Source organism: Paenibacillus sp. FSL H8-0332 (assembly GCF_037963835.1).
GTDB lineage: Bacteria > Bacillota > Bacilli > Paenibacillales > Paenibacillaceae > Paenibacillus_AQ > Paenibacillus_AQ rhizoplanae.
In genome coordinates this window covers 2,336,058-2,356,133 of the sequence record NZ_CP150145.1, presented here as the reverse complement: position 1 = coordinate 2,356,133, position 20,076 = coordinate 2,336,058, and the positions used below count along the sequence as shown (strand labels likewise).

At 47.9% G+C, this 20,076-nt stretch carries 19 protein-coding genes; 2 read left to right on the top strand and 17 right to left on the bottom strand.

Annotation, left to right across the window (positions count from 1 at the left end; translation table 11 throughout):
- Positions 1-21: 21 nt before the first annotated feature.
- From NST43_RS10080 to NST43_RS10060, 5 genes are all read right to left on the bottom strand, one after another.
- Entirely contained in the window at positions 22-801 is a 780-nt protein-coding gene (locus NST43_RS10080) for a response regulator (protein ID WP_209992450.1), read from the bottom strand.
- 78 nt (positions 802-879) lie between these two features.
- On the bottom strand, positions 880-2,439 hold the full coding sequence (locus tag NST43_RS10075) for an ABC transporter substrate-binding protein (RefSeq protein WP_339224159.1): 1,560 nt from the start codon (positions 2,437-2,439) through the stop codon (positions 880-882).
- A gap of 18 nt (positions 2,440-2,457) precedes the next feature.
- Positions 2,458-4,899 (bottom strand): glycoside hydrolase family 2 TIM barrel-domain containing protein, encoded by a 2,442-nt coding sequence (locus tag NST43_RS10070; protein WP_339224157.1) that lies wholly within the window; start codon positions 4,897-4,899, stop codon positions 2,458-2,460.
- A 53-nt stretch (positions 4,900-4,952) separates the two neighbouring features.
- Entirely contained in the window at positions 4,953-5,621 is a 669-nt protein-coding gene (locus NST43_RS10065) for a carbohydrate ABC transporter permease (protein WP_339224155.1), read from the bottom strand.
- Positions 5,622-5,851: 230 nt separating this feature from the next.
- Positions 5,852-6,826 carry an ABC transporter permease subunit gene (locus tag NST43_RS10060; protein ID WP_209992452.1) on the bottom strand — a complete coding sequence of 325 codons (975 nt, stop codon included), beginning with the start codon at positions 6,824-6,826 and terminating at the stop codon, positions 5,852-5,854.
- 290 nt (positions 6,827-7,116) lie between these two features.
- On the opposite strand from NST43_RS10060, the gene NST43_RS10055 reads away from it, so the two are divergent.
- Both NST43_RS10055 and NST43_RS10050 read left to right on the top strand, forming a co-directional pair.
- Positions 7,117-7,881 (top strand): helix-turn-helix domain-containing protein, encoded by a 765-nt coding sequence (locus NST43_RS10055; protein ID WP_339224153.1) that lies wholly within the window; start codon positions 7,117-7,119, stop codon positions 7,879-7,881.
- Positions 7,882-7,894: 13 nt separating this feature from the next.
- Positions 7,895-8,674, top strand: a complete 780-nt coding sequence (locus tag NST43_RS10050) for an AraC family transcriptional regulator (RefSeq protein WP_339224151.1) — start codon at positions 7,895-7,897, stop codon at positions 8,672-8,674.
- 61 nt (positions 8,675-8,735) lie between these two features.
- On the opposite strand, the gene NST43_RS10045 is transcribed toward NST43_RS10050, so the two are convergent.
- From NST43_RS10045 to NST43_RS09990, 12 genes are all read right to left on the bottom strand, one after another.
- Positions 8,736-10,268 carry a carboxylesterase family protein gene (locus NST43_RS10045; RefSeq protein ID WP_339224149.1) on the bottom strand — a complete coding sequence of 511 codons (1,533 nt, stop codon included), beginning with the start codon at positions 10,266-10,268 and terminating at the stop codon, positions 8,736-8,738.
- Between the two features lie 169 nt (positions 10,269-10,437).
- Positions 10,438-10,926: an LURP-one-related family protein gene (locus tag NST43_RS10040; protein WP_339224147.1), complete on the bottom strand. Its 489-nt coding sequence runs from the start codon at positions 10,924-10,926 to the stop codon at positions 10,438-10,440.
- Between the two features lie 50 nt (positions 10,927-10,976).
- Positions 10,977-11,687: a 2Fe-2S iron-sulfur cluster-binding protein gene (locus tag NST43_RS10035; RefSeq protein ID WP_339224146.1), complete on the bottom strand. Its 711-nt coding sequence runs from the start codon at positions 11,685-11,687 to the stop codon at positions 10,977-10,979.
- A gap of 16 nt (positions 11,688-11,703) precedes the next feature.
- The gene (locus tag NST43_RS10030) at positions 11,704-13,341 is read right to left on the bottom strand and encodes an FAD-binding protein (protein WP_339225387.1); all 1,638 of its coding nucleotides are present in this window, start codon (positions 13,339-13,341) and stop codon (positions 11,704-11,706) included.
- A gap of 69 nt (positions 13,342-13,410) precedes the next feature.
- Positions 13,411-13,947 (bottom strand): hypothetical protein, encoded by a 537-nt coding sequence (locus NST43_RS10025; protein ID WP_209992458.1) that lies wholly within the window; start codon positions 13,945-13,947, stop codon positions 13,411-13,413.
- Between the two features lie 29 nt (positions 13,948-13,976).
- A complete protein-coding gene (locus NST43_RS10020) occupies positions 13,977-14,666 on the bottom strand; it encodes a 4'-phosphopantetheinyl transferase superfamily protein (protein WP_339224145.1) in 690 nt (229 codons plus the stop codon).
- 41 nt (positions 14,667-14,707) lie between these two features.
- The gene (locus NST43_RS10015) at positions 14,708-15,856 is read right to left on the bottom strand and encodes an ABC transporter permease (RefSeq protein WP_339224143.1); all 1,149 of its coding nucleotides are present in this window, start codon (positions 15,854-15,856) and stop codon (positions 14,708-14,710) included.
- Complete coding sequence (locus tag NST43_RS10010) at positions 15,853-16,986, bottom strand: ABC transporter permease (RefSeq protein WP_339224141.1); 1,134 nt, start codon at positions 16,984-16,986, stop codon at positions 15,853-15,855. Before NST43_RS10010 ends, NST43_RS10015 begins: the two co-directional genes overlap by 4 nt.
- Before the next feature lie 29 nt (positions 16,987-17,015).
- The gene (locus tag NST43_RS10005; RefSeq protein WP_339224139.1) at positions 17,016-17,939 is read right to left on the bottom strand and encodes an ABC transporter ATP-binding protein; all 924 of its coding nucleotides are present in this window, start codon (positions 17,937-17,939) and stop codon (positions 17,016-17,018) included.
- A 37-nt stretch (positions 17,940-17,976) separates the two neighbouring features.
- Entirely contained in the window at positions 17,977-18,810 is an 834-nt protein-coding gene (locus NST43_RS10000) for an alpha/beta fold hydrolase (RefSeq protein WP_339224138.1), read from the bottom strand.
- Positions 18,811-18,818: 8 nt separating this feature from the next.
- Entirely contained in the window at positions 18,819-19,319 is a 501-nt protein-coding gene (locus tag NST43_RS09995) for a hypothetical protein (RefSeq protein WP_339224137.1), read from the bottom strand.
- Positions 19,309-20,067, bottom strand: coding sequence for a hypothetical protein (locus tag NST43_RS09990; protein WP_339224135.1), 759 nt, complete (start codon positions 20,065-20,067; stop codon positions 19,309-19,311). The genes NST43_RS09995 and NST43_RS09990 overlap by 11 nt, the downstream gene beginning before the upstream one ends.
- Positions 20,068-20,076: the final 9 nt, after the last annotated feature.

Genomic DNA, 20,076 nt, shown 5'->3' with positions numbered 1-20,076 from the left:
CAAAAATCCCAGTACTGCGCTTTAACTGCGCTTATCTCGCAGCTCCAGCCCTGCGGCTCCGCAAGCTTCTTCGCCACTCGCCGGATACTCCAGTTTGCCCTCATCGCGGTAAGCGCCCGGCGTCATTCCTGTATACTTCTTGAAGACTTTGGTGAAATAGTGCTTGTCCTCGAACCCAACCTTCTTGCCGATAGCGTTCGCGGATAGCCGGCCATGGGACCTGAGCAGCCTCTGGGCCTCCTTGATGCGAAATCCGTTCAGATAATTGACAAATGTATCGCCAGTCACTCTTTTAAACAGACTGCTGATGTATTTCGGATGAAGGCTCATCAATTCGCCCAGATGGTCCAGTGACAGATCGTTCATATAATGGGTTTTGGTATACGCCAGAATGCGCTTCGCATGGTTCGAGTATTCCGGGTCGGCTTCAGAGGGAAGCTCCTGTTCAATCCGCTCCAGCAGAGCGGCAATCTCATCCTTGCCCAGCGGCTTCAGCAGATAATCCATCACTCCTGTGCGGAGCGCTCTGCGGACATATTCAAATTCATCGTAGCCCGTCAGAATGATGAAACGGTCACACAGTCCGCTCTCTCTGGCCGCCTCGATGAGCTCGAAGCCATTTTTCTCCGGCATATGAAGATCTGTAACCGTCACATCCGGCATACACTCTGTCATGAGCTCCAGAGCCTCAAACGCATTATCTGCTCTGAAGACTTCCGTCCCGAGCGGAGCCGCCTCCCCGATAATTTTCACCAGCCCGTTAAGGATCAACGGTTCATCGTCTACGATCAATACTCTCATATCTGTCCCCTTCCTCCTGCTGTAATGATGAAAGCAAAATAAGGTAGAGGCATGACGCCTCTACCGGTTGTCCTTGGCTTACTTGAACAAATCCTTCTTCTTCTGATACGTGTCGTTGGCCCAGTCCACCAGCTGCTGCAAGCCCAGGCTCTCGGCAGTCTTCACCAGATTCTCGTAACTTGCCACCGCTTCCGCTTCAGATTTTGCCAGGTATACCTTGACCTTTTCATTTTTGATCATCTCGTCGATTTTGGTCTTGAGCGTTTTCTCCGCAGAATCCGGTTGGGTCTGGATCAGGCCGAGCTGCGGCTTGTAGGTCGTGATCGCCTTCGTCTCCATCAGCGCCTGCGTCTTCTGCTTGCCCGGCACATATCCCCTCAAGCCTTCCATTACGCCGTCGTTGTACAGCACCCACCAACCTATGCCGTTGGCATTCATGAAGTCTTGATCAGATGAATCGTACTTCAGATCCGGATGCCCCTCTTCGTTCCATGTCCAGTGCTCGCCTTCCACCCCGAACATCGTCAGCTTCCGGCCTTCGTCGCTGGCCAGGTACTGGAGAAGCTTGATCGAAGCCTCCGCGTTCTTATTCTTCTTGGTGATGAAGGTGCCGGCGAAGCCCAGCCCTGTGCTAACCTTCTTGGCTTCTTTCGTCAAAGCGCTCGGCAGCATCTTGAAGGTAAACGTACCGTTGTTTTTCTGGATGGCGCTGTTGTCCGTATCCGCAGTACCTACTGTGTGGCCGTGGGCGAACGCTTTGCCGCTTGTCGCATACTGTTCATCGACCTGATCATTGGCAAATGCAAAGTTCTCGGCCAGTATGTAGCCGTTGCGGTACAAGCTGTTCATAAATTTGAAGAACTCCAGCATTTGCGGCTGTCTGATGTAATAATCCACTTTCCCGTCATGCTCGTACCAATTGTCAAACAGAGCCTCGGCCCCGAACTGCTGGAGAAAATACTGCTCGATCCAGTTTTTGTCCATGACCAGCGGTACCATATCGGGATATTTCTCCTTGACCCTACCGAGCACCTTCACGAAGTCGTCCAGTGTCTTAATCGGGGGATTTCCCAGTTCCTTCAGGATATCTTCACGCACCGCAATCCCCGGATTGCCGTCCCCGCCAAGGGCAAATTTATTCTGGGCCATCTCTTCTTGGGTGGCAAAAGCATTGCGGACCGTATAGAAGTTACCGTCATCCATCGTATTGATCGCAATTCGGGTGGGTTCCAGCTTGAAGTCCGGCGCATATTGCTCGATCAGCTCATTCCACGAATAGGACAGCTTGGAATCGGACATCCGGCCTACGTTGCTGGAGGTGAGCACCAGATCCGGCAGATCGCCGGAAGCAATCATCAGCGGAAGCTGCTTGTCGTCTGTGGCTACGGTTACATTCAGCTTAACGCCAGTCTGCTCGGTGATTTTCTCCGCGATCGGCCCCTTCCACTCCTTGGTTGCCCACCAGGGAAAATCAATGAACAGGGATAATTCCTTCACAGCTCCAGCTCCGGCTGTTGCGGAAGCACCTTCCTGCTTGGTACCCTTGCTATTGCCTCCGCCGCAGGCGGATAACAGTCCCAGGGCCAAGGTAACTGCCAGTGTTGCCGTAAGCGTCTTGCGGCTGGTTGTCTTTGTCAATGTAATCCCTCCGTATCATTATTTAACAGGAATAATCAGACTTACCGGCTCCAGTCCGTCAGCGCTGACTGTGAGCGTGGAGATTCCTGGCTCATATCCTGCACGGACAACGGCCAGCAGTCTGCCTTTGAAGGAAGTGAAGTGGCCTGTCGTATAATTCTCAGTTGTCTGCGGTCTGCCGGTGCCGAAGGCAGCCAGCGTAGCCGCACCTTCTACCCGGGTAGTCGCCACAAGCGAGGCCTCCGGCACACAATTACCGGCTGCGTCTATTATTTCAACAACCGCGTAACAGAGCGATTGTCCATCTGAAGCAAGCTCTTCTGTCTCCGGAACAATCCGGATTCCCGCAGGTTCTCCCGTGGAATGAAGCACATCGCTCGAACCTTTGCTGCCTTGGGTATAACTCACAGCCTCCAAGATGCCCGGCATATAGGTAAGAACAAACCGTGCCTTGAAACGGTTAACCTTGCCTGCGGGTTGTCTGCCCAAGCTTTTACCATTCAGAATCAATTCAACTTCCTCGGCCGCCGAGTAGACTTCGACAGTAACAGGTTCGCCTTCGTACCCGCTCCAGCTCCAGGCGTGCTCGCATTCCGTCCAGCCCCATCCGCTCATCAGCTCTGTTTTGCCGTAGTTTTGGGGATGATGGGAGGCAATAAAGGTTTCGTCAGAGCCCCAGACAATCCGCCGATAAGCAAGCTGGGGGCGGGCGAAGCCGCACAGATCGAAATCCGCGTCATAAGACAGACGCCATGGATACGGGGACTCAGGCAATTTTTTCCGTTGTTCATCCGCCTGGTCCGGTTCCGTATAGATCGTTTTGCCAAGGCCCGCTTCCCCGATATAATCGAAGCTGGTCCAGTTGAAATCGCCTATTATATAAGGATGACGCTCCACGCCTTCCCAATATTTATCCATATCTCTGGCTATACTCTCGGTTGAGCAGATCACCCGGTCAGGGTATTTGTGGGCAGCGGCATCGAATTGATGAATCAGATAATTGTAGCCGACAATATCCAGCGGAGCGCAGAAGGCTTCCGTATAGCCATCCCACACCTGCTTGCCGAACTCCGTGTCAAAGTTGACGAAGCCTGCCGACTCCTTGGGCGGATTCTTGAGATCATCATAAAACCGCTGCTGATCCTCATCCTCCAGCCCGCTGAAGAAGGTGCATACCGCGTTGGTAACCGGACGGGTCGGGTCCAGCTCCCTTACCCATGCCGCCAGTCGGGCAGCCCATTCATATCCGCGGGATAACCCCCCGCGCTCGTTGACTTCATTGCCTGTGGACCACATGATAATACTGGGATGATTGCGGTCCCGAACAATAAAGGCCTCTATGTCAGACTTCCAGTTCTCCTCAAAATATAAGCTGTAATCATGCGGGTTCTTGTCCATCGTCCACATATCGAAGGCTTCATTCATAACGAGCAGGCCCAGCCGGTCACAGGCATCCAGCATATCCCTTGACGGCGGATTATGGGCGCAGCGAATGGCATTATACCCGTTGTCCTTATGCAGCTTCATTTTGCGGTATTCGCTGTCCCTGTAGGAAGCGGCTCCGAGAATCCCGTGATCATGGTGCACACAGCCGCCTTTCAGTTTCACAGTGCGTCCGTTCAGCATTAGACCATTCTTCACATCTACGGTGAGTGTACGGATGCCGAATAGTGTGCTATCGCTGTCATAGTGCTTATCGCTTCCATTCAGAGATGCGGTAATCCGGTACAGATTCGGGGAATCAATATCCCATAACTCGGCATGTTCAACAGCGACTGTTACCCTGCCAACGGCCTTCTGCGCTGCCGGTACATAGACTTGCACTCTGCCGCTTCCCGCCTCACCTCCTACGGCTTCCTTCTCCAGCTTAAGGTCTACCCACACACTGGCAGGGGTATCCGAATGATTCTCTACCGTGGTCTCCACAATAACAAAGGCTGTGCCGTTGACGATATGCGAGGTATGGGCGTATATTCCCCAAGGAACGATATGCAGCTTAGAACTGGTCAGCAGATCCACATGACGGTACAGGCCTGAACCCGTATACCAGCGGGAGTTAGGCTGTGCGGCGTTATTCACCGTAACCGCGAGCCGGTTTGCCTGGCCCGGCTTGATATAGGGAGTGAGATCAGCATGAAATGGCGTATATCCGTAATGATGCTGGGCTACAGTATGTCCGTTAAGCACCACAGTGGTGTTCATATAAGCGCCGTCGAATTCGACCACGACCCGTTGTCCCTGCGCCTCTTCCGGTATGTCCAGCATCTTGGTGTAAGTTCCTATGCCTCCGCCGTAATAGCCTGTGGCTCTCCCTCCGGGCGCATCCGCCCAGGTGTCCGTTTCAATCGTAAAGTCATGTGGCAGATGAACGATCCGTGGTTGTTCATCTCCCTTGCGATGAATGTGGAACGGTTTCCCGTGTTCAAACTCCCAGTTTCGGTCCAGATTTTCTCTAAGCAATTCCTATCTCTCCCTGCTTCTTTTCTATTGTTTTTTCAATCTCAGCCTATTTATCAGCCTTTCACAGAGCCGAGCATGATCCCGTGTACAAAATACTTCTGCAGGAACGGATACACGCAGATGATCGGCAAGATGGAGACGACCATCGAGGTGACCTGCAAGGAAAAGCTGGTAACTCCGCCGCCAGGCCGGTTGGCCACAGCCACCGAATCCATTGGGGCGTTGCTCTGATTGATGACTTCCATCATGCGGAAGGTAAGCGTCCTCAGATTCTCGGATTGTACGAAATAAGCGGAATCCAGCCAGGAGTTCCACTGGCCCACACCCATGAACAGCGCCATTGTAGCCAGCAGCGGCATTGAGACCGGCAGGATGATCCGGAAGTAAATAACGAATTCCCCTGCGCCGTCCATGTGGGCGGATTCCTTCAATTCTCCGGGAATTTCCCGGAAGAACGAGATGGCGATGAGCAGGAAAAAGGTGTTCAGCATAGAGGGTACAATGTACACGCCGAACGAATTCAGCAAGCCTAACGAGCGAAGCACCACGTAATACGGAATCAGACCGCCGGAGAAGTACATCGCAAATATAATCAAGGTGAAATAGAATTTACTGAACAACAGATCCCGGTGAGACAGCGCGTATGCTACCAGACTGGTGAGCAGCAGTCCGAGCGCAGTACCCGATACTGTCCGGGCCACAGTAACCAGAAATGCCTTCATCCATTTGGGGTCCTCCAGAAAAACTCTGTAATTCTCGAAGGTTATATTCCGTGGCCATAAATACATCCCGCCCAACAATGTGTCTGATCCCTTGTTAAACGAAGCGATTAATACATAATAAAAGGGGTAGAGCATAGCTAGCCCAATAATGGAAAGAAGCACATATATCGTACTGTCCATCACGAGATCTTTTTGTTTTTGACTCTTGAGCACAACTCCCGCTCCTTTCCCTAGAATAGACTTGAGCCAGAGACTCGCTTCGCAATGAAATTGCTGGAAAAAATCAATATAACCGAGATTACAGACTGGATTAAATCAATCGCACTTGCATAAGAGAATCGTCCGTCGCTTAACCCCACCTTAAACGCATAGGTCTGCACAATCTCCGATGTAGGATTATTGATACTGTTCCCCAGCAGATAAGCTTGCTCAAAGTTAGAGCCTACCAGCCCGCCTCCAAGAATGCTGCCGATGGTCAGAACCAGCACGACAACGATGGTCCCCTTCATTCCCGGCAGTGTGATATGGCGGATACGGGCCAGCCTTCCTGCCCCGTCAATCTCTGCGGCTTCATAGAGAGAAGGATTGATGCCTGTAATAGCCGCCAGAAAAATAATCGTCCACCAGCCCATCTCTTTCCACACAGCACTCCCCACAGCCAAGCCCCAGAAATAATTGGGACTCGTCAGAATATTAAGCGGCTGGTCGATGAACCCCGCTTCCAGCAGCGCTCTATTCACAAGACCGATGTCTGCGGACAGGAACGCATAGGAGACCCCCACAACCACAACCCATGAAATAAAATGGGGCAAATAGCTGATCGTCTGGACAAACCGCTTGAACGGCATACTCTTCACTTCGTTCAGCAGAATGGCCAGTATAATAGGGGCTGGAAAAGCGAAAATCACCTTTAAGAAACTGAGCACAAGTGTATTCCTGACGATCTTGCCGAATTGATAATCATGTACAAATTCATCGAAATACCTTAGTCCCACCCAATCACTGGTAAAAATGCCCTTGATACCGTCTGAAATGCTGTAGTCTTTAAACGCCATCAGAATACCGAACATCGGCGTATAGGAAAAAATGACCAGAAATATCATGCCCAGCGCGACAAATAAATGGAGCACCCTTTGTTTTTTGAACCGCTTCCATATTTGGTCCCGGTTGGTCAGCGGACCGGTTACGTTGCTTTCAAGCTGCATTTTCGTTCCTCCTTTATCTGTAGTTTAGCTTTTCCGGGGACGGCGGCGTAAGCTGATATTTTCTAGAAAGCGTTGTCATTTTTATATATCAGGCACCGCTTTCTAAAACTAAAATATATTATTCTTCTCATTATAATGATCAATATCCCTTGACGAAATAATAATATTATACTATTACTAAAACTATATTAAGATTTTATATGGTAGAGGAAAGGCGGGTAGAGGATCACATGCGAACCTATTGCTTACCCAATTTTACAGAATTCCGGTTTTTCTGCTTTCCGCACTCCTTGGGTAACTTCATCCAGCCGGACGACCATAACGTGAACCGGCCGAATGGTGTCAGAGATTTCAGTTTGCATTATATCGCCAGTGGAAGTGGGTTCATTGAAATAGAGGATAGAACCTTCACATTAGGCGCAGGAGATGCTTTTCTCCATTTTCCGAACGACCGTATGCGTTACTACTGCTCGGAGTCGGACCCGTGGAATATCTTCTGGATTCAGTTTAATGGCAGTGCACTCCCGGCTTACTTTCTGGATAACCGGTATTCCGGTTCTTCGATCTGGACGTTGAAGAATGCTTCTCTGCTACAATCGGCTTTCGAGGATTTATTTCATGAGCTTGAACACTATAATTTCCTCCGCCCCTCCCGGATCTCCACCTTAACCTATAGTGTGATCATTGAATTTGTAAGCAATTCGCTTCCATATTCATCCTACCGCAGCACCAATCACCTGGACAAAATAACCGCGCTATTGCCCGAAATGCAAAAAAAAGCCCACCTTCCCTTTGAGCTGGAATGGTGGGCAAGCAAAGCAGGACTGACACCGAATTACTTCTGCAGTCTATTTAAAAAAGCAACGAAAATGACACCGGTCTCTTATATCACCAAATGCCGGATTCAAACAAGCAAGCAATTATTGCTGGGCAACCCCTCTATGTCCATTAAAGAGGTTGCCATCGTCTCCGGGTATCCGGGAATCAGCTACTTCAACAAAAAATTCATGGAATCCGAAGGAATTACGCCAGGTGAATTCCGCGAGATTCATTAGGAGGAGAGCGCGAATGGCACTTATTCACTATGTCGAGTGCAATACGACACACGCTTCGAATTTCGTTGTAGATGTTCCCGCTGGCGCACACTGGCTCCTGGTTATTACCAAGACACCGGCGCTATTCTGGGTGCATGGCGGACTCAAGCAATACCCTGCCCACAGCGTAGTTCTCTACCAGCCGCAGCAGAAGGTGTATTATCAGGCCTGCGCCGGCCAGTTCATCAATGACTGGATTCGTTTTGAATCCAGTGAACCTTATGTTACCGAATCTCCGCTTCCCTTAGGTCTCCCCTTTGCGCTTAGCGACCCTGACTATTGCCAAAAGCTGCTTGAGCTGCTCGCCAGCGAGCATCATATGGGCGGGGACTGCAAAGCCTCCTCCATCGATCTGCTCCTGCGCGCGCTGTTCAACAAGCTGTGGGAATCCTATTTTCAGGACAATATTACCCCGCAATACTACAAGCTGCTGAAGCTGCGCACGTTAATTCAGACTAACCCGGGAGAATACTGGACCGTCTCCAGAATGGCCGATGTGCTTGAGATCAGTCCAGGCTATCTCCAGAGTATCTACAAAAAAAACTTCGGACTCTCCTGCATGGAGGATGTCATCAACAGCCGGATTCGCATGGCCAAGGAGTACCTGATCCACAGCACCGAGAGCATCGCCGAGGTCGCTGCAAGGTGCGGCTATCCGAATGTGGAGCATTTCTGCCGGCAATTCAAGCAGGTGACCGGGTACACACCACGAAATTACCAGCGACAGGCCAAGGCCGGGGCTTCGCCGCCGTGACTTCAGAGCCTATCAGGCTTCCGGCCGCTGCCCGTCAGCAGTTGGCTGAATCACATCCGCCTCAGACCGGGCTACCAGCCTTCTTAAAATACTGCTGCACCAGAAAATTCATGATCTCACCCGGCTGTTCTTTGGAAAATTCAGCCTTGTCTGCGAACAGCATCCCGTAAGGTGCTTCCGGGGTGTACGGCTCCCAGCGCGGCAATTCTTCGCCTGTGGAATCCGGTCCGTTCGGGTCACCGGTACGAATGAAGTGTGCGGTGTAATTGCACATCTGGCGGGCCAGATCGTAATGCTTGCCGACAAACGGCCGCCAGCACTTGGCCAGCGTCTCGAAGAAGAACCACAGATCCACAGAGTGGAAGGTGCCCGGATTATCCCAGCCCGGAATCTCGGCATCGAAGTTATAGTAATAGAGCGGCGTTTCTCCTCCGGTATCCGCGTTCGCCTGCGCGGCAATACGAATCGCGTATTCGATCCCGCTTACCGCTGCCCGCTCCGCCGCTTCCTGAACGGCATCCGGCCGTGCGCCGCTAAGCTTCAGGAAGGTCTCCGCATCCTCCCCGAACATGTCCGCTGCAAGCTGCTTGAACTCCTCATAGGACTGCACCTTCGGAGTGCTGAAGAACTCGGAGGAGGTATGGCCGAGCATAACCGGCACCTGCAAGCGTCTATTCTGCACGAACAGATCGAACGGATTCCCCACCTGGAACTTCTGGTCGGCAACGGTGCCCCAGAACCCGCCAAGCGCTACTGCCTTGTCCCGCAGATAGACCGCATCCAGCTTCCGGGCTTCCGCAAGCGTGGATACCCCCAAATATTTGAAGAACTCGATACCATCACGTTCAGCCTCTTGCAGATCACTGCGCATAGGAGGCAGCAGCGTTCCCGGATACAGCCTGGTGAAGATACCGCTTTCAACAATCGCCCGCTGAAACAGGCCTTCGTTCTGTCGAGAGGTAAGCTGGCTCATGACACTTCCGCCACCCGCTGACTGCCCGCCGATGGTAATGTTATCCGGGTCGCCCCCAAAGGCTGCAATGTTACGCTTCACCCAGCGGGTAGCCGCTTGCTGGTCAAGGTTGCCGAAGTTAGCGGGCGCCTCGGGCGATTCAGCCGTAATCTCGGGATGGCAGAGGAAGCCGAAGATATTCAGCCGGTAATTAATAGTCACAACTACGATACCTCTGCGGGCAATCCGTTCGCCGTCGAATTCCATCTCTGCCGGATGGCCCACCTGCAGCCCGCCGCCGAAATACCATACATAGACGGGGAGCTTCTCGTCCGCCTGCTTGGCCGGAGTCCACACGTTCAGATACAGGCAATCCTCGCTCATCGCAATGTCCGGCTCCACCGCCCATTCACGGGTATAGATATTGTTATCATCCAGCTCCTGTCTGACCTGCATGGAGACCGGTGCGAACTCGTGGGCTTGCAGTACACCTTCCCAGTCTTCGGCTGGCTGCGGTGCCCGCCAGCGATTCCCGCCTACAGGCGGAGCTGCGAACGGTATTCCCTTGAAGCTCGTAATCCGGGGATCGGCTGCGGGCAAGCCTTTGACCGTACCGTTCTCCACATTGACCAATCTAAGCATATTACCGTCTCCTTTACATGCACATAGTTGCTTACCCCTAAATTCTAATAGACCCCCTGGCCCAAAACAATGATCTAAGCAGGCTCGTAATTGATCTATTCTAACATGCCGGCGCACACCAAAAACCCTCTCCGCCCGGAGAGGGTCTAATTGAAAGGATTGTTAATAGCTACTGATTAGAAGCCGAAGCTTCATCACTCTTCACACAGTCAATGGCGACCACAATCGCGATGATGATCGCCTCCAGCTCCTCATTCCATACTTGCACACTGTAGCTGTCGCCCCAGGTGAACCACTTCTTGCTCACTTCCCCGACGACCGCCCCGCGTTGCAAAACCTGGAAATCCATATCCCACCAGTTCCCGTGCACCTCAATATCCGCCGAATCTATGGAATAGCGCGCCTTGAAGAACGACAGCTCCTTCTTGATCGTGAGCACCTCACGGCCATCCGCTTCCACGAAGAACTTGGGCAGGAAGCTGAACACCTTCTTCGTAATCTGTGCAACTTCCCTTCCGCCTGCATTCATAATCGAGAAGGTCTTTGGAATCCGCATGAAGCTGCCCTCTACGTAATACACATCCTGTTCCCGTTCATCCTTCACCGTAAACTTCTCGCCTATGCTGAATATCTTTTGCTTGATGTAGAGTTGTTTCATGGTGTGTCCTCCGCTATAGTAGTTTGTTAATGCAATCTATCCGTTGCAGCTTATCCATGTTTCCCAAACATGTTCCACATTCCCCAGACCGATACTCTATTCATTTTGGAGATTGCCTCCACAATCGGAATGTCCATGGGGCAAACCTCCTGGCAGGCAAGAGATTTGGAACAGCCATCATATACTCTTTGGGTATATTGTTTTTTATAGGCTTTGTCCTCACTTAATAAGGTCAGATTAGTCATCGACATCGCGGAGGACATTCCAGTAAATAACTCACCCAGGCTGTAATTGGGGCAGACCTCCAGACAACTGCCGCACATCAGACATTGGGACACTTCATACTGCAGCGTTAAACTGGCGGTTCTAACCTTTGCCGGATCTTCCAGCCATAGCTTCATGTCCTTCATCACTTCAAACATTTGACTCCGGTCCACTGCCAAATCGCTTATGACCGGGAATTTACTTAGGGGATGAATCGTAATTTCATTGTGCTCTTGTACCAGATCATCGCAAAATAATTGGCAGGACAGTACCGGCTTCTCATTAACCACCATTGCACATGCTCCGCACAGTCCCTGTTCACAGCTGCAGTCCCAGCGGATGGGCCGTTCTCCCTCGTCCTTTTCCAGCATTTCACTATTCAAATTATTAATTAGAGTCCCTATGGATACATGTAATTCACCCGAGTATTCAAAGCTCTGCCAGTAGGCTTCCTTCGCCCCATTTTCCTGCCGCTTGATATTAATCCTGATACTCATAGTACTGCCTCTTTTCTTAATTAAACTCAATGCAGATACTATTATTCAGAAATACTGCATTCGTAGATTTCTTGAATTGTGTATCATTTTTTTCACTATAATCGATTCTCTGATGTGCCCCCCGGCTCTCTTTTCTGGCCAATGCCGACTCGACCATTCCCCTTGCCAATAAAATATTGGCTGATAATGTTTTGTATTCATAAAAATGATGATGATACCATGACTGTGCGGTGTCGTTGTTCATTTCCTCCAGCCTTTTTTTGGCTTCAAGCAGCTGTCTCTCTTTTCTATATATACCCATGGCGCCATACATAAGCTCTGATAATTCTTGTTTGATCTGAAAATAGCCTTTTATAGAAGTATTCGCCCTCTTCTCCCAATGCTGCAGCTCCTGATTTGCTGTCTCCAGCTGCTGTTCACCTATTTTGTCTGCGGCAGCAGTATCCATTGGGCTGACCATTAGAGCGCTTTCGGCTGCAACCCATCCTCCACAAATCGCGCCTAATAACGAATTTCCGCCCAGTCTGTTTGCCCCATGATATTGAGCGGAGCATTCTCCTGCGGCAAAAAGTCTCGCTATATTCGTTGTGTGATTCTTATCCGTCTTGATTCCCCCCATAAAGTAATGAATCCCTGGAGCAACTGGAATGGGTTCCTTATACGGGTTGACCTTTAAGAATTTCGAACAGATGCTGACAACCTCGTCTAACTGTACATCAATAATTTCCGGGGACAGATGAGAGACATCCAAATAAACCTCCTGGCTCCCGTTAATGCCCAGCTTCATCTCATTACATACTTTATAGATACTCTGACTCACCACATCACGCGGCATTAATGCCCCATATCCCGGAAACCACTCCTCCATGAAGTACCAGGGCTGCCCCTCTTTGATGACGTACAATCTTCCTCCGACGCCACGTGCAGCCTCCGTAATCAGCATACGTTTGGAAGGGGTATGTACTGTCGTAGGATGATATTGAATCATCTCCAGATTCGAAAATTCGACCCCTTGTTCAAGCAGCATTCCCGCGGCATAGCCATCATTTAATCTGGAGCCGGTAGTTTTTCCGAAAACGCCATTCGGCCCTCCGACGGCCATAATCACAGCATCGGCAACCAGGCTTTGCAGCGCGTTCGTGTTTTCGTGCAACAGAACAGCACCCGCACATTCCTGACCCTCTATTAATAGGGAGTGGAATCTCCAACCCGTCAGCCGCTTAATTTGGCCAGCAGCTTCATATTTCCGGCATTTAGCTATGATTGCTGTGGCAATTTGTTTACCGGTACGCGCACCGGCGTAGGCAGTACGTTTCTTTTTTTGTCCGCCGAAATTCCGTAAATCCACTCTGCCGTTCTCATCCCGGGTGAAATTCACACCGATTTCTTCAAGCCAGCGGATGATCTCCGGAGCCCTATGTACCAGATTAACCACGGCTTCAGGGTCATTAAGATCACTGCCTCCCCGCATGGTATCCTCAAAATGCTCATCTATCGAATCATCTTCTTGTTTGGTATTCAAGGCAGCATTAATTCCGCCCATGGCCATTACAGACTGTGCTCTCTCTGAATAAGCCGGTGACACCAAGGTAACAGCTGCTCCTTCTTCCACAAGCTTCAGCGCTGCCGTCATTCCGGCCAGGCCACTGCCCATTACAAGTATATTCTTCATCCGAATGCTGACACTCCTCTCTCTCCCCAGACAACAGCTTCACCCAGCTGTCTATGCTGCCCAGAACATAATTTGGGAACCCATATACATCACCAGCACCAAGGCTAAGAAGACATAGGTCCCTCTGATGAAGAGCGGGTAATTCTCCCGTTTTTTAATGACTCCCATGGATATAAAGAGCTTGGGCACGCTGATGGCCATATGCAGACCTACAGTTAAGAGAAACAAAAACTCTGCCGAAACATAAATAATATTAAACATAGTCCCGTCTATCCTTTTACTTAATTCAATCACCAGGATATGCACCAATAAAAATATCCCTGTGAAAATACCAGTTGCGGACTGGATTACAGTGCCCATATTCAGCTGCGGATATTGTTTGGCTTGTTTATCCCTTTGGCGATTTTTCACCATCAGGAAGATAGCGGAAAGCATATGGACGGACATGACAATGGACAGAATTCCGCCGATTGTCATATGAATATATCCATACGGCATGATTCCTGCGTAATAGATACAGGCCACTATAAGATGTATCAAAAAAAACAAAGTGCTTAATGCTCCGGAAATCGCAACTATTTTCTTCATGCCAGGAACTCCTTACCAGATTTTATCCATTAACTTTCACTCTTAATATAGGCTACAAGGTCATGAAGTGATATTTTTTCCATATGGATATGATCAGGTGTGCTTACGCAAACGGCAAGCCTGTAATTATCCTGTAGCAAGTAACGGTAAAAATAAACTGTATGGTCTTCTTGGGAGCAGAGCTGTACGGATTCTCCATTAATCATGAAATAAAATGAGTTCAGCGGCTTACTCAGCCCGACTCCCAAAAACTTAATATAACTTTCTTTTAACGTCCAGAAATCATACAGCGAATGAACCTGCTCTCTTATTTCCCGAGAAATGATATCCTCATATTCTTTGGCATGGAAGAAGCGTTTAGCAATATCCAAGTCAATGTCCCGAATTTCTTCAATATCTATTCCAATATCCTCAGTATCCAATCCGCAGACTACATACTTTCCAGAATGAGATATATTGTAAAATATCTCATTCTGATCCTTTACATAAGGTTTTCCGTATGGATTTTTGTCAAATTCAATGTCTTTCATCGTAACTCCAGTTTTCTTCGCGATCATGAATCTGGCCAGCACTTCCCCGTACAATGTTCTTTTTCGATCTGCCTCAAATCTGAATTTGTGTATGGCTTCCCTTTTGTCTGAAGCACATGTGCCCAGTAACGTCTGATAATCTTCAGCACTTATGGGGTCTTCGATATTCATATAATAGAGTTCTGCCATAGTTATATTCCTATCCTTGTCTAGTTGAATTCGTTGCCACTTTAGGAAAGACTTCTGAATTTCTTTTCCCGCTTGCTGGTTATGATTACCGAAATGGCTAGAATCAACGCTGCCATTCCGCCAAGTAAAACCGCCTTTCCAGCTATATCCCCCAAGGTTAATCCTTGCTGTAAATCCAGAATACTTCCCATAGCCCATCTTGCCGGTGAAATATAGGAAATGGCATTGATTAATTTAGGAAACAGTTCCACCTGAATAAAGCAGCCGCCCAAGATAACAATCAGCAGGTTCGCAAAATTGGAAATCATTGAAGCAGCATCCGCCTCTTCCGTAATGGAAACATAGAATGTCCCCAAAGAGACAGCCACCATAGCCGTCAGGAAGAGAATCAAGAACAGCACACCGGGCTCCACGCCAATGGAGGTATTCGTGAAGTATTCCATGCTGAGGATTGCGGCCAGAATTTGAAAGGCGACGATGACCAAATTGCAGAGTACATTGGACAGATAATACATCCATACTTTGGCCGGAGAGAGGAAGATCCTGGAGTAAATATTTCGCTCCCTGTCAATATTAATTACATTCGCTATGGCCGAGGAATTGAAGAAAATAAACAAGATCAAAAAACCGACAAAGATATTGGAGTTGTTGTATTCCGTATACAAATCGTTAAGAGAGGTTTTCTCCACAAACTCAGAGCTGGCGATATAATTGCCTACCGCATTCTCGAATACAGCAGCATCCCCCCCTGAAATCTTGCCCAAGTTGCGTAAATTCAACAAATGATTTTTGAGGATAGCCTGAAGCAAGGTATATACGTTTTGCTCTTCGTTTCCTTTCACCACAAGATGCTCGATAGAATTATTTAACAACCCATCCTGGAATCCGCTGCGGATAACCAAGGCTGTATTTATTTTATTACTTTGAAAATTGGCCTCCACTTCATTCTCATTCATCTTGAAGACCTTGATGCCATCCAGGCCGTCAACAATTTGGGTGATGGCTTCCGAGGCCCGGGTTTTATCTCCATCCACAATGCCCACGTTAACAAAGGTTGTCGAGTAACTGACCATTTTACTGGCAATGATTAAGACAATAATCGGAGTGATGGTCATTAACAGAAAAGAAATCGGTTTATGCATTATCGTAATTCTTAAGTTATTTTTTATTAATGCATAAAATGTTCTCATGCTCTTAATTCCTCCTTCTTTTCTTTGGCAACAACTATAAATAGACTGACGAATATTAAAAGGAGAAATATGGCAGAGCTTACCCATATCATTTGGTTGTCATGCGCGTAGGTACTTTTTAAAATACCAACATTCACCCATCTTAACGGGGAGACCAACAAGACTTTGCCGAATACGCCGTCCATATCGTAAGGAAATGGTGTATACGATCCCCCGAGAAAGGAGAAAATCGGCAGAATAATCACAGACAGAATCACATCCACTTTGCCGCGCGCTTTTAATAATTGGGCCAATAACATGCCTAGAGCTACATTGAAGATGGCAAATAAAACAATATACAGGTACATGAATAAAGAATAATTGCCCCAGTTTACGTCCAGGTAGGTTATTGAGAAAATAAAGGCTGGAATAAATACCACAAAGGCAAAAATAGAGTACGCGGCCAAGGAAGCGAGATAATACTTCACCCTGCTAAGTCCTGTAAGTAAAATTCTCTCTTTGATTTTGGTTCTTTTATCCGTAAATAAATCCCCAATGGGAATCAGCATCATATACATCACCATAAGCGTTAATTCCACCACCCCATAATAATCATAGGAGCTCATGGCACTTTTGGATGGAATCAGTTCTACAGGCACTTCATACGTCGCATTATCCGCGCCAATCAGTTCAATCGCTTTTTCCCCGTCAATTTTATAGGCTTCCTTAACCGTCTGGATGCTGCTGGCCACGCTTCGGAATAAGGCTACCACTCTGGCCGTATTTAACGGCTCCGATTCATTTCCGTAGACCAGGATCTTCTCCTTATCCAGGTGCACGAATACCTTTTTGTTCACCCGCGCCTCTTTTTTACCTTCTTTCTCTGAGCCGGTGTAGCCCATTTTTATCCCGTAATCTTTTTCAATGGATACAGAGGCTGTGGTTAAGGCATCAATAACCTCGGCTGCCATTCCTTCCGATTGATTGAGCAATGCAACATCAACCATGGTCAGGTTTGATTTGTCAGAGAAGGCTCCGGTCAGAATCGAACCGATCAGAATCATTAAAAAGATAGGGAATATCATCAAGAATAATAACCACTTTGGATTTCTGATTTGATTTTTAATGATTTTCTTTATGATCTGAAACATATGATCTTCCTTTCCTCTAGACTCTATGGTCAGTCGCGTAATTTGCGCCCTGTCAATGTCAGGAATACAGTTTCCAAAGTAACATCTGTGGTGCCGATACTTTTGATTTTCACATTTTTGCTGTTTACGTATGCAATAATTGCATTCAAATTATCATTTTCTTTCAAAGACTCCACCTGGATCAGGTTGTCATTGATTTCCACATTAACCACGCCATCAATAAGTGAGATTGCTTCCTTATCCAGTTCAAGAGCATCATCGACAGTTAACTGCAAAGATTTCTTATCATTGATCAGATCCGTTAATTCTTTCTTTGTACCCGAAGCAATAACCTGGCCTTTATCAATAATGGCTATGCGATTACAGATCGCTTCAACTTCCTCCATATAATGTGTTGTGTAGACAATCGTCACGCCTTTCTCATTTAACCGCTGGACAGACTTCAGGATGTGGTTTCTGGACTGAGGATCAATCCCGACCGTTGGCTCATCCATAATAAGAATCTGTGGTTGATGGACCAAGGCAGTAGCAATATTCAATCGTCTTAACATCCCGCCGGAGAACGTCTTCGCTTTTTTACGTTTGACATCGGACAGGCCGGTGAATTCCAAGGCTTCATCGATTCCATTCTCCAATTCTTTCCCCTTCAGTCCATACAGCTCACCAAAGAACTTAACGTTCTCATACGCAGTGAAATTATCATACAGGGCAATGTTTTGCGGGACAAAGCCCAGCTTTCTTTTTTCATCCTCCACCTTATTTCCGAATAGCCTGATGTTTCCCGACGTCGCATGAAGCAGGCCGCATACCAGATTAATCGTGGTACTCTTGCCGGCTCCATTCGGGCCTAACAGACCAAATACCTCTCCTTTTTCAATGGACAGATTGAGTCCGTTTACTGCTGTGTAGTCACCAAATTTTTTGACCAGGTTATCGATTTGAATCACATTCATCTTTCATCCTCCACTCTTTTTAAATGGCAAGCTGGTGTTATAGTGCCTCTCTCTGAGCTTGATCCGTAAGCTTATTCCCTATATCCATTAATTTATTGCGCAGATGGAACAGCAGCATATTGGGATTATCCATAAAATAAAAATGGTTCCCCTGAAAGAGGGTAAGTACGTATTTTTGGGTGGTGTATTTCTTCCATCCCTCTAGTTCTTTCTTAGTAGCAATGCTATCCCGGTTCCCGCCATAGATATCAAATGACACCGGGACGGCTTGCGCAGTCTCAGGATTATACGTTTCACACATTTTCATGTCTTTTCTAAAGGTAGGCAGGATTAATTCCAGAAACTCTCTGTTTTCACTGAAAGCGTCCGGGATTCCGCCAAGACTGATGATTGTATCCATAAATTCAGCATTGCTCTTCAGATATAATTTGTCATTTCCGTCTTCGGTCAGACTCTCCGTGAACTTGTTCATATAGTTGGGTGCTTTCATGCTTGATATAATTACATATTCCGGTAAGTTAAGCCCCTGCTTATATATTTTTTGCGTCAGCTCATAGGAGACCAGCCCTCCCATGCTATGCCCGAACAACACGTAGGGCACATCCGTGTACTCTTTCATTTCCTGGAGCAATAGATCTGTAAGTATATCCACATTATCAATGGCCGGCTCCGTTATTCTGGCCCCTCTGCCCGGCAGTCTGATCAAGCAGGTCTCCACATCCCGCGGCATCTGCTCTTCCCAGTGCAAAAAGGTTGAAACATCCCCGCCCGCAGGAGGGAACAAAAACAAGCGTAATCTGATTTCGGACTTTTCGATATTTCTTTTGAAAAAAAACCATGGTTTAACCTCTTGTTTCATGTTACCCTCCACTATTCTCATTAAGCTGCAAAATTCAGATAGGTGTTAAGGGTATGGAATACCCCAAAGGTAATGGCGATCCCCACTCCCAAATGATCCCCCAGCCATTTCTCTGCTAAAGCGAAATACACGGCCGGGAAGATGGACATCCCCATGAATACGAAAAAAGTCCCGCTGATCAAGGTATAGTCCATCCCGCCCGCAAAATAACGAATCCATAAAGCGTAATAGAGCAGTAAAAATACGGCCATTCCAAACACATACCTGCTTTGCAATGACGGAGAACTTTTATTTACGCGGAAAATTAATACAAGCATGAGTAACACCTGGCTAACACGTTCAATATAACTAATCATTTCAACCTTGTTGTTAAAGGCCTCCCCGGTTCCGGCAGTTCCGTTTATCGCAAATGCGTAAAATAGCAGATTAGGAAGCAATACCAACAAAAGAATAATAAGGCCTTTGAGTGAAAATCCGAGCCTGTTTTTAGTTAGGATGGGTTGCATGCCTTTATGCCGCACTCTTTTTTTGCTCCAGCAAGGTTGTCATGCTTTTTTCGAACTGCGCTTGATTCTTTCTCATATCAAAGAACATCCAGATGTGATACACAGCCCCCATAATACCGCCGAGGAGAGCCGTAATCTGCATAACTGTCATCTGACCGCCATCGAAATAAATGATGGTGTCCGTCATTGCAAAAACCATGGTGATGATCAAATCCAGTCCTACGATAATGCCCAAAATGTTAAGCTTGGAGGAGAAAACCTGATTTCTTTTGGCCAACAGCGAAGTTACCAGATACCATAATCCAAAGCCGCCAAACATCCAGATAAAGTCTGGGTCGAGCGGGAAGGCGGCTACTTCCAAGGCTACCCGGTACATTTCATTGCCTGTGGAATACAAAGTCATAACCTTCATAATAAAAATTTCTCTCATCCACTCCAAGGACAGCAAGCCGGCGCCGCCATAACCAACAATGGTTACCCATTTGTAAAAGCCTTCCCATTCATAGCTTTTGGATCTCAATGTTGAAACTGCTGCCGATATCCAGTAGATGGACAAGAAGCCGATCGCTACGAAGATATATCTCCATAAATGCGGAATAAACGGATGGGCGGCAATTTGCTCATAGAATTCCGTTCCTCTGTATTTCTCCGCCGGATCAATAGGCATCAGAATGCCTATTCCCATATATAGCAAGCCTATGAGGAGAGAGACCCACATCCCGCTAGTGTACAGGCTCATTTTTTTTGCTGTAATTACATCCAATCTTTCCTT

What these genes read in the sequence shown, in the direction of transcription:
- NST43_RS10080 (WP_209992450.1), bottom strand. Translation starts at nt 801, where the DNA reads ATGAGAGTATTGATCGTAGACGATGAACCGTTGATCCTTAACGGGCTG.
- NST43_RS10065 (WP_339224155.1), bottom strand. Translation starts at nt 5,621, where the DNA reads ATGAAGGCATTTCTGGTTACTGTGGCCCGGACAGTATCGGGTACTGCG.
- NST43_RS10060 (WP_209992452.1), bottom strand. Translation starts at nt 6,826, where the DNA reads ATGCAGCTTGAAAGCAACGTAACCGGTCCGCTGACCAACCGGGACCAA.
- NST43_RS10050 (WP_339224151.1), top strand. Translation starts at nt 7,895, where the DNA reads ATGGCACTTATTCACTATGTCGAGTGCAATACGACACACGCTTCGAAT.
- NST43_RS10045 (WP_339224149.1), bottom strand. Translation starts at nt 10,268, where the DNA reads ATGCTTAGATTGGTCAATGTGGAGAACGGTACGGTCAAAGGCTTGCCC.
- NST43_RS10040 (WP_339224147.1), bottom strand. Translation starts at nt 10,926, where the DNA reads ATGAAACAACTCTACATCAAGCAAAAGATATTCAGCATAGGCGAGAAG.
- NST43_RS10035 (WP_339224146.1), bottom strand. Translation starts at nt 11,687, where the DNA reads ATGAGTATCAGGATTAATATCAAGCGGCAGGAAAATGGGGCGAAGGAA.
- NST43_RS10030 (WP_339225387.1), bottom strand. Translation starts at nt 13,341, where the DNA reads ATGGGCAGTGGCCTGGCCGGAATGACGGCAGCGCTGAAGCTTGTGGAA.
- NST43_RS10025 (WP_209992458.1), bottom strand. Translation starts at nt 13,947, where the DNA reads ATGAAGAAAATAGTTGCGATTTCCGGAGCATTAAGCACTTTGTTTTTT.
- NST43_RS10020 (WP_339224145.1), bottom strand. Translation starts at nt 14,666, where the DNA reads ATGGCAGAACTCTATTATATGAATATCGAAGACCCCATAAGTGCTGAA.
- NST43_RS10015 (WP_339224143.1), bottom strand. Translation starts at nt 15,856, where the DNA reads ATGAGAACATTTTATGCATTAATAAAAAATAACTTAAGAATTACGATA.
- NST43_RS10010 (WP_339224141.1), bottom strand. Translation starts at nt 16,986, where the DNA reads ATGTTTCAGATCATAAAGAAAATCATTAAAAATCAAATCAGAAATCCA.
- NST43_RS10005 (WP_339224139.1), bottom strand. Translation starts at nt 17,939, where the DNA reads ATGAATGTGATTCAAATCGATAACCTGGTCAAAAAATTTGGTGACTAC.